The sequence below is a fragment of the Arachidicoccus rhizosphaerae genome (assembly GCF_900107765.1).
Classification (GTDB): Bacteria; Bacteroidota; Bacteroidia; order Chitinophagales; family Chitinophagaceae; genus Arachidicoccus; species Arachidicoccus rhizosphaerae.
Window position 1 is genome coordinate 499,484 of the sequence record NZ_FNQY01000001.1, and the last position, 12,237, is coordinate 511,720.

Here is a 12,237-nt window from a genome sequence, read left to right on the forward strand (position 1 = left end):
AATGGCCCGCGTACTATAATCAATAGAGAATAGTTTTGTCTATTGATGTTAAGGTACAGAGGGGCACCCAGACATCTTTCAAATGGTGAAAATAGGGCCTTGTATTGACGATACTGCTGTTTTCAATGCTGCGAATCTTTTTATTGGCTGCCAAATCTCTCATTTTGACATAGATTTGGCAGCCAATAAAATTTATTAATTGCCAAATGTGGTCATTTTTGCATAGATTTGGCAGGCAATAAAATTTATTAATTGCCAAATGTGGTAAATATGGCGTAGATTTGAGTGAGAAATGGGATTATTTGTTGACAAGCCTCACATGTTATATTTGATAGACAACAAGCTATGAAATCAGAAATTATTGGCAGAGAGAAGGAAATAAAAACTTTGGAACGCTTGTTAGATAGTGACCAGCCGGAGTTGTTAGCTATTTATGGCAGAAGACGCGTAGGGAAAACCTATCTAATAAAAAATTATTATGCGGATCATCTAAAATTTATTTGTTCGGGAGAAGCTGGTGCAAATCAACAAAGACAGCTTCATAATTTTCAGGACCAGATGAATATCTGGTTTCCGGAAAGTAGACAACTTCAGGCTCCTGCAAACTGGCAACAGGCTTTTGTTGTATTGCGTGCATGTCTTGAGACACTTGATAAGAAAGGTAAAAAAGTGATTTTTTTTGATGAGCTGCCTTGGCTAGATACACATAAGTCGGGATTTTTGTCAGCTTTTGGATATTTTTGGAATATATATTTATCTGAAAGAAGGGATATTCTGGTAGTCATCTGCGGTTCGGCAGCTTCCTGGATGATTAAGAAAATTGTGAATAATAAGGGGGGATTGCACAATAGAATAACACAGCATCTTCGGTTGCAACCTTTCGATTTATATGAGACAAAGGCATATTTGAAATATAAACGAATAGCTTTTAGTGATTATCAGATTCTTCAATTATATATGGTGATGGGTGGGATTCCCCATTATTTAAATACAGTGCGAAGGGGAGAAAGCCTCCATCAGGCTATAGATAATGCATGTTTCAAAAGAAATGGCGTACTAGTTCCTGAGTTTAAGAATCTTTATGAGGCACTATTTACGCATGCACAGCGTCATTATAATGTTATTCATGCCTTGGCTCTGAAAAACAAAGGCATGACACGCAATGAATTACTTGACAGATCAAATGTGGTAAAAGGAGGAGGATTAACCAGCGTATTGGATGAATTATTAGAAAGTGGATTCATTGAAAAAATTGACCCGTTTAGAAAAAAGAAAAAAGAAAGCCTTTACCGTTTGATAGATCCATTTTCTCTCTTTTATTTAAAATTCATGGATGGGAGCAGTGGTAAATCGGATTGGTTGTCCATAAGTAAAACGCCTAAATATATGTCCTGGTGCGGATATGCATTCGAGAATATATGTATGACGCATATCCCTCAAATCAAAAAAGCGCTAGGCATTGCAGGAATGAATATTTCTTATTCTTCCTGGTACAAGCCCGGCAATCAAACCACGGATGGTGGGCAAATTGATCTTTTGTTAGAACGCAGTGATAATACCATCCAGGTTTGCGAGGTTAAATATAGTTCGAAAACTTTTGTCATTGATAAAAAATACAGCCAGGAAATAGGTCAAAAGATAAATGCATTTCAGCAAGACCTTCCCAGAGGTTACGCTCTGTTATTGACCTTTATTACAACATATGGGGTGGCTACCAATGATTATAAGATTCAACTAGTTGACAATGAGGTTACCATGGATGCTTTATTCACTCAGCTTTAATCGTAATCTTGTCCTTTGTGGATGGGAAATGATGACCGCTTCTTACTTTTTACGTTTGTATACAGGCACGCTACTACAGGCCTCGCCGTACATAATACTCTGCACATGGGGTAAGAGTCGCTTAGTCATGGCAAAATAAACAGCGGCATTTACGTCCTTTTTCCCGCAACCCTTTAAAATGACGCGTTTGTCCTGATAGGGGGTGATATCTAATTGATGGACCTGTCTTTCTGTTATTTGCATGGCCATCTCATCCGGAGTCCCGATAAAAACATCGGCAGCAATAGGCGTAAGGTAGGTAGCCAGCAGCATATAAGCCCATCTGGGGATGATCGCATCGGTGGAGCAGTAAATAGCCACGAGCCGGCCTTTATAGACAGACCAGTCATTATTTTTCAAAGATTCTCTGAAAGGCTTCTCTTTTAACAGCATTTCCATAAATAGCCATTCTTTCATATCAATGCCTATAATGTCTCCCTTAGGATAAAAATCCTCCAGATCAATAGTTATAATGCCACTCTCTGCTACTTTATTGACGATTACATCTTCCATAATACCGGTTTGTTACAAAGGTCTGAAATTTATCGTTAAGAGTTGTGTATAATCGGCTTTCCCTGAGTACAGGCACCAAAAGCTTATATATGGCGGGTTTTATGAAAATTATACGGCAAAAATCAACAAAACACGGATTTTCTTAAGTATTTTGGCCTCTAAATGTAATAATGGCTTACTTTTAGGCCAGTTTTAATAACTAACGAACATTAATTATTTTAAAGATTTATTATGGCAACCGTACAACCGGCAAAACTAAAACACCACAAAGGCTTATGGATCCTGTTTGGAACAGAAATGTGGGAGCGTTTTGGTTATTACCTGATGGTAGGGATATTCCTATTGTATTTAAAAGACCCCATTAGCAATGGGGGCGCAGGATTTAATCTAAAAATGGCAACGGACCTGGTAGGGTCTTATATTGCGATGGCTTATCTGACACCCTTTATCGGTGGGCTCATTGCGGACAGGTATTTAGGATATAGAAAGGCCATTATCCTGGGAGGAGCCCTGCTGGCAGCGGGCTATTTTGTCCTTGCTATACCGGGTAAAACGCCCATGTATATTGCCTTACTCTTACTGGTAACGGGTAATGGATTTTTTAAACCGAATATCAGTACACTGCTGGGTAATATTTATAATAAAGAAGAACTGAAAGCCCGAAAGGACAATGCCTATAATATCTTTTATATGGGGATTAATATAGGCGCCTTTGTCTGCAATTTTGTCGCTGCTTATATGCGTAATCATTATGGCTGGGGTTATGCATTTATGGCGGCGGGTGTTGGGATGACCATAGCACTAGTCTGGTTTATCATTGGTTATAAATCCGTAGCCGAGGGAGATGTTAAGAAACCGGTTCAAAAGGAAGACATGCCAATGAAAAAGATTCTGGGCTACGTCTTTTTGCCGGCGGCCATCGCCGGCGCCATAGGCTGGAATATGCAGGCAATGCTTGGTCATACCATCTTTGGGACGACCTCCAATGATGCCTTTATGTTTGCCTGTGTTCCTATCATCATCTTTTATATTGGCTTATTTATAAAAGCCAGCAGAGAGGACAAAAGAGGCCTGGGCGCTTTATTCTCTTTCTTCCTGGTATCCATTGTATTTTGGGTCATTTATAACCAAAACAGCACGGGCCTTACTATCTGGGCAGACCAGTATACGAACCGGGAAATGCCGGCGAGTCTGGAAAAAGTCACCAAACCATTTGGCTTTTTGGAACCGGTCACTACAGCGCCGCATGAAGTCATCAAATATGATCAGTATTTTAGATCGACCCAGGGTCCCGATGGTAAACTGGTGAAGACACAGGGTCCAGACACTTATTTCAATAATCTACCACAAAAAGACTGGCCCAAAGAGGGGCATTTAAATCTACTCTCGACGGAAATTTTCCAATCCATTAATCCATTTTTTATAGTACTGTTTACGCCTATTCTGGTCTGGCTCTTTGGCAGGATGGCCAGGAAGAAAAGGGAGCCCAGTACGCCGCGCAAGGTTGGACTGGGAATCTGGTTTGCCGGCCTGTCATCACTGGTGATGTATATCGCTATTATGTCCACAGATGTATTTCATAATAAAACGGAGGCCTACTGGATAGTGGCCACCTATGCCATCTTTACCATTGGGGAGTTACTGGTCAGCCCGATAGGTTTATCACTGGTGTCTAAACTATCGCCGCCCAGAATCACCGCCCTTATGATGGGGGCCTGGTTTATCGTCAATGCCATTGCCGGTAAATTAGCGGGGCTTATGGCAACTTTCTGGGATAGCTTCACCCATAAGCAGAACTATTTCTTGATACTGGTAATTGCTGCTGCGGTGGCAGGTCTTGTTATGTTTGTGCTCAGCAAAAGGATTTCTACCGTCTTACAAGAAAAGACCGGTAGTAGCTAGTTTAAAAACGTACAATTTGGCGGTTTATATAAGAAAAAACATCTGGTAATACCTTTTCTCTAGGACAATCGCCAGATGTTTTTTTATGCTTCATACCCAAAGGAACCAGCTGTGCTACTCTGCTTTAGCCACCGGTTGTTGGGTGCTGATGGCTATTCTGTTCCAGCCGTTAATGGTGATGATTGCCATGATGACTTCCGCCACTTTATGTTCACCTAATAACGTTACTGCTGCTTGATAGGTCGCGTCACTTACACCACCTTTAGAGATCAACGTTACTTCTTCCGTTAGGGCCAGGATGGCTTTTTCTGTTTCTGTATACAGATCCGTTTCTCGCCAGGCATTCAACAGGTAAATACGCTGCTCTGTCTCCCCGTTTTTACGGGCATCTGTTGTATGCATGTTTAAACAGAAAGCACAGCCGTTAATCTGGGAGGCGCGGATTTTGATCAACTCCTTTTCAATGGGTGTCAGAGAGGTGGTGCTGACGTATTTTTCCATGGCTGACTGCGCTGCATATGCAGCCGGCAGATCTTTTAAGATGTTCATTCTTTTTTGCATAATCTATACTTTTTAGATAAGTCAAAGGTAAAACCCAGGCTTAGAGATTTGCTTAATCTGGTTTAAGAAATGAAAATTGCCGGTTATCTGAGTTTTTTGCGCAGTTCACTTAAGTACTCCGGGGTTAAGCCCAGAAAAGAGGCCAGCATATATTGGGGGACCCTTTGGACAAACTCAGGATGCTTCTCATTAAACTCGTAAAAATAATCTTCCTTGGACTTCTCATACATCATCATGATGCGCCGCTGGGCGGCTCCAAAGGCCCTTTGCAAATTGAGCCTGAAATACCGGTCCATTAAAGGAACTGCCTGGGTAAGGTTGTCTAATTGCTCACGGCTTATTTGTAATAAAGTACAGTTTTCTACGGCTTGGATACTGAAAGCTGCCGTATTTGCCGTGTCAAAAGCCAGATAATCCGTCAGCCACCAGTTTTCAATGGCAAAATGCGTGATTTGTTCTCTTCCTTTTTCATCAATAAAATAAAGGCGCAGGCATCCTTTTTCCACAAAAAAAAGGTCCCTGCAATAACTGCCTTCTTTTAAAATAATGGCTTTTTTGGCTACGTTGATTCTTGTAAAATGACGGATAACCTGTTGCTGTTCTTCTGTAGTAAGATGTAATTGATGATGAATATGTCTGATTAAAGGTTCCACTAATAGGTAAGTTGATCAATAAGTATTGAGTAGGTGAAGGTACTGAATTTATATCGTTGTGCTGCTAGACAGGATAATACATGTAGTCCTGTACAAAGATCAGGAACATTGCATGCTCTTCGCCTACCCCTCTTTTAGCCCCTTTATATTCAACAGTGTTTTTTGCTGAAGTATAGGCAATATTTTAACATTTTTGACTAATAGTTTATCAAAAAACAAATAAAATAAACTTATTGTGTTGTTTTTTGTATCTTTGTTACAAATATTGATTCAATTGTTATGGTAATAGATTTTTCATTCAGTAATTATAGGTCCTTTAAAGATAATACAGAGTTTACTTTAAAAGCAGACTCTATTAAGTCCAAAATTGATAATACGTTTGAGGTTGATTTCAATTCGGGCAATACTATTTCTCTTTTGAAGACCGCTGTTGTTTATGGTGCAAATGCAAGCGGCAAGAGTAATTTTATAAAAGCATTTCTTGCGTTTACTTGGCTAATTAAAAACTCGTATAAATTTGAATTGAACAAACAGCAAATTGAATGCTATGAACCCTTTGAGTTAGACATAAATACTCAGGATTCTCCAGTAAATTTTAAAATTTCATTTGCCATAGATGCAATTAAGTACGACTATGAGATTTCATTTAGTAAGCGCAAAATTGACTTTGAAAAATTAGATTTTTCACCTAAAGGCCAAACTTCAAATTTATTTGAAAGAGTGTTGTCGGAGGATAGCGATTACGATACCATTGAACTCGGAAAAAATCTTGTGGATAAACGAATTCCTAAAAAGGTATTTAAAAATCAATTATATCTTTCGAAGTTTGGCATTGATACCCCTCACGATCAACTTACTACTGTCTATAGATATTTAACTAATATTAATGTGTGGAATGCGTCCAATAAACGTACAATTAATGATTTGTCGAAAGAAATATCTGAGTTGATTGCTCAGCCAGAGAATGAAAAATTCAAAAACAGGTTGAGTAAATTAATTAGAATTTCAGATACAAAAATAGAAAGTATAAGCTCCAAGGAGCTTAAAAGAAAAAGTTTTAAACTGCCTGAGGAGCTTCCTGGGGAAATTGTAGATAAGTTTTACGAAAATAATAGAATCAGGACTTTTTCATATCATAAAGTTTTTGATGGAAAGGATGAAAAAGGGTTAAGGGAGTTTGACTTTAATGCGAAAGAGTCAACAGGGACAAAAGTTTTATTTGCTTTAGGCGGTAAAATTCTTAAAACCTTAGAAAATGGCGGTGTTGTGGTATTTGACGAATTAGATAATAGCTTGCATCCGAAACTATGTAAGTTTTTGATTAGGCTTTTTAATAGTAAAATTTCCAATCCTAAAAATGCACAGCTTATTTTTGCGACCCATGAAGTAACTCTTTTAGACAAAGATGTATTTAGAAAAGATCAAATTTGGTTTGCACAAAAAAACAAATTTGGTTGTTCAGAGTTGTATTGTGCCAATGAGTTTGAAGGGGTTAGAGATAATACCAATTTTGAACTTTGGTATAGAACAGGCAAATTTGGAGGAAATCCGAAAATTAAAGAAATAGAATTTATTTACGAGTAAATATGGCAAAGAAAAGAAAACCAGGGATTAGTATTTTCATTGCCTGCGAAGGAAGCAACACTGAACCATTGTACTTTGAAAAGCTCAAAGAAGTAATGGAAGACAATGATGATTATCCCTATGCTGTCACCGTTTATCCAGACAAAGACCTTGATAAGAACCCTAAAACAGATGCAGTTGGTTTAGTAAATGTTGCAATTGAACGGAAAGAGGAATTTGATGAATTATGGGTTGTTTTTGATAAGGACGGTTACACAAAACACAAGAAAGCATTTAATTTAGCTAAGGAGAACAAAATCAATGTCGCATTTTCAAGCATCTCATTTGAAATGTGGATCTTACTGCATTTTGAAAGAAATAATTATAGTTTCACAAAGTCCGCAAATATTATAAATGATAAGTTTTGTGATGGTGAGAAATATTTAGAAGATTATGCGAAATCTGGGGATTATAATCTTTATCCCAAAATACAAGACAAAAATCTTAAAGCCTTTGGAAATGCTTCGTGGTTGAGGAATTGGCTGAATTCAAATAACCCTCTATACACGATTTACGAAGTAAATCCTTATACAGATGTAGATAGTTTAGTAAAAAAACTTCTGTTACATGATTTTATTTATGAATACAGGGAAATAGGTCAAGGCTTGATTTTTAATGATATTGTAATAGTTGTTAATAATGTCAATGGCGAGTACGTAATCAGTATTACAAATTCGACCAATAGAAATTTGGTTTGGAATGAGTTTAGTTTTTATGATTCGGCAATGAATAAAGTAAAAATAACTAATTCTATTATTCTTGTAGGAAATACCAGTGTAAATAATTTGGGTCAAATAAACGCAAGCCCCAAAGTATTTGTCGAGTTTGGGAACTTGAAATTAGAAGTAAATGGCATTTTACCTTTCGTAGAAGCTAGTTAATATTAAATGCGATTTCTCAAGTCCTAAATTATTAAAGAAACCAAAATCTTATTTGCAGCGCAAGGCTGGATCTTAGGGCAGGAAATGGAAATTACAGCTTTGCAGTGACTAAAAATTAATACCAATTGGAATAACAAAAATTATAAGACGATGAAGCGTTATATCAAAAAAGTTCTAGGCTTCGGTTTTATCATGATGGCTATTTTAGCCAGCATCAATTCTGCAAGTAAATCAAAAAGTGAGGTTTTGCCCGCCGTGGGTAGCGGAACCACCGGTTCCGGGACAAATTCACCATCTGAAATTGATACAACCTTTTTCAAAGGAGCAGACATCAGTTGGTTGCCTCAGATGGAAGCTACCGGATTTAAATTTTATGATGAAAATGGAAAGGCGGCAGATTGCCTGGATATATTAAAGGATAACGGTATAAATGCCATCCGGTTAAGAGTATTTGTCCATCCCTCAGATGATAAGATCAGCGGGCATTGCTCAACCGCCGAAACCCTGGCCCTTGCAAAAAGGTGCTTGGCCAAAGGTTTTAAAATCATGATTGATTTTCATTACAGCGACTCCTGGGCTGATCCCTCTCACCAGAACAAACCCGCAGTCTGGCAAAATGACGACCTTACTACGCTGTTACAGGATGTATATGATTATACCTATCATGTTCTGGATACATTAAAAAGTCAGGGAGTGACACCTACCTGGGTACAAGTGGGCAATGAGATCACAGGCGGTATGCTCTGGCCTACCGGCAGTACGGATAACTGGCCTGCGCTGTCAAAACTCTTGAATAAAGGCTATGCTGCTACAAAGGCAGTTGATCCATCCATAAAAGTAATCGTACACATTGATCAGGGCAATAACAATAGCAGATCCAGATGGTTTTATGACTCTGCCAAGGCCAATAACGTCAATTATGATATTATCGGTCTTTCTTATTATCCCTTCTGGCTCAATCAGGATTATACTGAGAATGTAAATGATTTAAATAATAATTTAAATGATATGGTCAGCCGTTATAATAAGCCCGTAATGGTGGTGGAAGTGGGCGGGGCAGATATGGCCGTTCAAAATACCTATGATATGCTAAAGGCCGTAATTAAAACAACTGCAGCAGTTCCCGGAAATCGGGGGCTGGGTGTTTTTTACTGGGAGCCTGAAGGAGCCCGCAGCTGGAGTGAGTATAAGCTGAGCTGCTGGCAGTCTGATGGAAAACCTACAAAAGCCTTGTCTGCTTTTAAATAAAAGGGAGGAACAGACGGATGATAAAAGGAAGGGGGGTAGCCTAAGTCGCTCTTCCTACCCCGGCTGTTTAATTAGTGCCCAACAGGGGTTGCCTTCGGTCTGTTATCATGACCTTGGAACAGGCCACTGAGGCCATTTTACAATTCTCCGGTTGTAAATAAATTATGTTCCAGGCCGTTTTTTTTCAGCAGCCGGTAGTGACTTCTGATGGCATTATAAAAAGGGTAATTAATGTAAGGCAGGTTGTTATCTCTGGCATATTTCCGGATAATTCTGGTGATGGCCGGATAATAACTATGAGAGATTCCGGGAAATAAATGGTGGGCGACATGCAGGCTAAAGCCGCCATATAAATAATTGATCACCTTGCTGTCTGTGCTGAAGTCCTTAGTCACAGACAGCTGGTGACCAAACCAGGTATTATGGATTTGACCATCAGGGGCCGGCGTTGGGAAAACAGCGTGTTCATCTACATGCGTAGAAAGAAGTGCAACTGCTCCAAAACTGCTGGCGACCACATGCATTACCAGCCAACCCAGTAAGATCATGTGTGCTGGTTGATCAAGCAGGTCCAAAGGCGCTCCTATAAGCAGCAACAAATTCAATACTTTAAAGAAAAATAATTTGAAATATTCCATCTTTGGGATACGGACAACTCTTTTCAGGTAGTTATCCCTTGTTGAGAAAAAATCTTTAAAGTCTCTTATGTAAAGCCAGTTGAGGGTATATAAAGAATAAAGAAACCACATATAGATATGCTGGTATCTATGTACCGGCAGCCATTTGGCCGTCGGGTGAATTCTTGCCAGATCGCTTTGTTTGACATCAATATCCCAGTGCGCGATATTGGGATAAGGATGATGGAGCAGTAAATGGCGTTTACGCCAGATAAAGCTGTTGCTGCCAAAAAGTTCCAGTATATAGCAAAACCTGTGATTGGCTTTTGAGGAAGTAAAAAGTGCATTATGAGCAGCGTCATGAAATCCGTTTAGAAATATAAGAAACATCATCAGGCCGCAAACTGCGTAACAGGCAAACAAAGCCCAGGTATGATTACCCCAAAGGAATATGCCCAGATAACTGATTCCGTAAACTGCCAGAAAAATGAAGACTTTATAAATACCCATTCTTACCAGACCTGGCTTTTGTTTTACCAGGGTATGCACTTCCTCTGCGATGGCTTTGAAGATATCTTCTTTAGGAGCTTTCTCAAATATGGGTTTAGGTAAATTTGCCATATGCTATTAAAGACGAATAGGTTCAGGCTCACCTCCAGTAAGAGGAGGGAACCGCTTAATGGGATACTAATTTACGTAAGAACATAAAGGTAAAAAAAAGAAAACAATTAAACAAACGTTTGATTAACATTTTGTTAATCTACGTTGAATTTGAATCATTTAATAAAGATTGTTGCCAAAATTTCTATTTATTTTTTGTAGGTGCCTTTTGGATTGTAAATTTGTACACATCCAGAGGTAATATAGAAAAAAATTATAATGAATAGTAATAGTAATCCGGATATCATATTGATTGGCGCAGGCATTATGAGTGCAACATTAGGATCCATGCTTAATCAATTGATGCCCAGTGCAACCATAGAGATTTATGAACGCCTAAATCAAATTGCTCAGGAAAGTTCAGATGCCTGGAATAATGCAGGGACAGGTCATTCCGCTCTTTGTGAACTCAATTATACACCGGAACTTGCTGATGGAACGATTGACGCCACCAAAGCCTTACGGGTAGCCGAACAATTTGAACTGTCTAAACAATACTGGGCTTATTTATCCGAATCCAAACTATTAAAAGATCCAAAGGACTTTATCTCCCCGATTCCGCATATGAGTTTTGTATGGGGCAGCGAAAATGTCAGCTTCTTAAAGAAGCGCTACGACAAGTTGCAGACCTATAACCTGTTTAAAGGGATGCAGTTTTCTGATAATCAGGAGCAGCTGAAAAAATGGATCCCCCTCATTATGCAGGACAGAGATCCGAGTCAGCCTGTTGCAGCCACTAAAATGGATATAGGAACGGATGTTAATTTTGGATCTCTGGCCAGACAGATGATTGAATATCTGAGTCATACAGCCGGCGTAAAATTATTTACCGGCCAGGAAGTAACAAATCTGAAAAAACAATCTGATGGCAGCTGGCAATTAAAAATAAAGGATCTGGCAAGCGGGGAAATCAAAAAGACGACCGCAAAATTTGTATTTATCGGTGCCGGCGGCGGAGCGCTGCCTTTACTGGAAAAATCAAAAATACCAGAAGGAAAGGGTTTTGGGGGATTCCCGGCCAGCGGACAATGGCTGAGATGTACCAATCCGGATATCATTAAACAACACGAGGCAAAAGTATACGGTAAACCTGCCGTTGGTGCGCCACCGATGAGCGATCCGCATTTAGATACCAGAATGATTAATGGGGAAAGAGCCTTATTATTCGGGCCATTTGCCGGTTTCTCCTCTAAATTTTTAAAGAACGGTTCTTATTGGGATCTGCCTTTATCTATTAAATGGAGCAATCTATGGCCTATGATTAAAGTCGGACTGACCAATTTTGCCTTACTCAAATACCTGATCCAGCAAATCAAACAATCGCCTGCCGACAGAGTCAATGCACTCAGAAAATTCTATATCAATGCAGACGGCAAAGACTGGGAGCTGGAAATTGCCGGACAGCGCGTCCAGGTAATTAAAAAAGACCCTAAAAAGGGCGGTATTTTACAGTTTGGAACCGAGGTTGTCACCAGTGCGGACGGCTCTATATCGGCTCTGCTGGGTGCATCTCCAGGTGCTTCCACCTCGGTGCCGATTATGCTTGAGCTTATCCAGCGCTGTTTCCCTAAAGAGTTTCAGTCAGAAGCCTGGCAGAGCAAATTAAAAAAGATGGTGCCCACCTTTGGTGAGTCCTTAGAAAAACGTCCGGATCTTTGTCAGCAAATGAGGTCCTGGACCAGTGAAGCGCTGCAGCTGAACCGTGAAATTGCCTGACAGACAGTATTATACAAGCATCCTCCATCCGGAGATGGTATA

At 39.4% G+C, this 12,237-nt stretch carries 10 protein-coding genes; 6 read left to right on the forward strand and 4 right to left on the reverse strand.

Going from position 1 to position 12,237, the window contains the following annotated elements; genetic code table 11:
• The first annotated feature begins 345 nt into the window (after positions 1-345).
• Positions 346-1,782, forward strand: coding sequence for an AAA family ATPase (locus BLU80_RS01835; RefSeq protein ID WP_091392539.1), 1,437 nt, complete (start codon positions 346-348; stop codon positions 1,780-1,782).
• A gap of 42 nt (positions 1,783-1,824) precedes the next feature.
• Here the strand turns inward: BLU80_RS01835 and BLU80_RS01840 are convergent, their stop codons facing one another.
• Positions 1,825-2,334, reverse strand: a complete 510-nt coding sequence (locus BLU80_RS01840) for a DUF2480 family protein (RefSeq protein WP_091392541.1) — start codon at positions 2,332-2,334, stop codon at positions 1,825-1,827.
• A gap of 231 nt (positions 2,335-2,565) precedes the next feature.
• On the opposite strand from BLU80_RS01840, the gene BLU80_RS01845 reads away from it, so the two are divergent.
• Entirely contained in the window at positions 2,566-4,236 is a 1,671-nt protein-coding gene (locus tag BLU80_RS01845) for a peptide MFS transporter (RefSeq protein WP_091392543.1), read from the forward strand.
• A gap of 114 nt (positions 4,237-4,350) precedes the next feature.
• Here BLU80_RS01845 and BLU80_RS01850 read toward each other — a convergent pair whose 3' ends face one another.
• Together BLU80_RS01850 and BLU80_RS01855 are read right to left on the reverse strand one after the other, a co-directional pair.
• On the reverse strand, positions 4,351-4,797 hold the full coding sequence (locus tag BLU80_RS01850) for a carboxymuconolactone decarboxylase family protein (protein WP_170831106.1): 447 nt from the start codon (positions 4,795-4,797) through the stop codon (positions 4,351-4,353).
• 83 nt (positions 4,798-4,880) lie between these two features.
• Positions 4,881-5,450: a Crp/Fnr family transcriptional regulator gene (locus tag BLU80_RS01855; protein ID WP_091392548.1), complete on the reverse strand. Its 570-nt coding sequence runs from the start codon at positions 5,448-5,450 to the stop codon at positions 4,881-4,883.
• A gap of 279 nt (positions 5,451-5,729) precedes the next feature.
• On the opposite strand from BLU80_RS01855, the gene BLU80_RS01860 reads away from it, so the two are divergent.
• From BLU80_RS01860 to BLU80_RS01870, 3 genes are all read left to right on the forward strand, one after another.
• Positions 5,730-7,034 (forward strand): AAA family ATPase, encoded by a 1,305-nt coding sequence (locus BLU80_RS01860; protein WP_091392551.1) that lies wholly within the window; start codon positions 5,730-5,732, stop codon positions 7,032-7,034.
• A gap of 2 nt (positions 7,035-7,036) precedes the next feature.
• Complete coding sequence (locus BLU80_RS01865; protein ID WP_091392554.1) at positions 7,037-7,954, forward strand: RloB family protein; 918 nt, start codon at positions 7,037-7,039, stop codon at positions 7,952-7,954.
• Positions 7,955-8,104: 150 nt separating this feature from the next.
• Positions 8,105-9,202, forward strand: coding sequence for a glycoside hydrolase family 53 protein (locus BLU80_RS01870; protein WP_211481713.1), 1,098 nt, complete (start codon positions 8,105-8,107; stop codon positions 9,200-9,202).
• Between the two features lie 137 nt (positions 9,203-9,339).
• Here the strand turns inward: BLU80_RS01870 and BLU80_RS01875 are convergent, their stop codons facing one another.
• Positions 9,340-10,440: a fatty acid desaturase family protein gene (locus tag BLU80_RS01875; protein ID WP_091392557.1), complete on the reverse strand. Its 1,101-nt coding sequence runs from the start codon at positions 10,438-10,440 to the stop codon at positions 9,340-9,342.
• A 258-nt stretch (positions 10,441-10,698) separates the two neighbouring features.
• Between BLU80_RS01875 and BLU80_RS01880 the strand changes: the two genes are divergently transcribed.
• On the forward strand, positions 10,699-12,195 hold the full coding sequence (locus BLU80_RS01880) for a malate:quinone oxidoreductase (protein WP_091392560.1): 1,497 nt from the start codon (positions 10,699-10,701) through the stop codon (positions 12,193-12,195).
• The last annotated feature ends 42 nt before the right edge of the window (positions 12,196-12,237 follow it).

Bases quoted from the DNA above. Each gene is read 5' to 3' on its own strand.
- BLU80_RS01850 (WP_170831106.1), bottom strand. From the start codon at position 4,797: ATGCAAAAAAGAATGAACATCTTAAAAGATCTGCCGGCTGCATATGCA.
- BLU80_RS01875 (WP_091392557.1), bottom strand. From the start codon at position 10,440: ATGGCAAATTTACCTAAACCCATATTTGAGAAAGCTCCTAAAGAAGAT.
- BLU80_RS01835 (WP_091392539.1), top strand. From the start codon at position 346: ATGAAATCAGAAATTATTGGCAGAGAGAAGGAAATAAAAACTTTGGAA.
- BLU80_RS01860 (WP_091392551.1), top strand. From the start codon at position 5,730: ATGGTAATAGATTTTTCATTCAGTAATTATAGGTCCTTTAAAGATAAT.
- BLU80_RS01870 (WP_211481713.1), top strand. From the start codon at position 8,105: ATGAAGCGTTATATCAAAAAAGTTCTAGGCTTCGGTTTTATCATGATG.
- BLU80_RS01845 (WP_091392543.1), top strand. From the start codon at position 2,566: ATGGCAACCGTACAACCGGCAAAACTAAAACACCACAAAGGCTTATGG.
- BLU80_RS01865 (WP_091392554.1), top strand. From the start codon at position 7,037: ATGGCAAAGAAAAGAAAACCAGGGATTAGTATTTTCATTGCCTGCGAA.
- BLU80_RS01840 (WP_091392541.1), bottom strand. From the start codon at position 2,334: ATGGAAGATGTAATCGTCAATAAAGTAGCAGAGAGTGGCATTATAACT.
- BLU80_RS01880 (WP_091392560.1), top strand. From the start codon at position 10,699: ATGAATAGTAATAGTAATCCGGATATCATATTGATTGGCGCAGGCATT.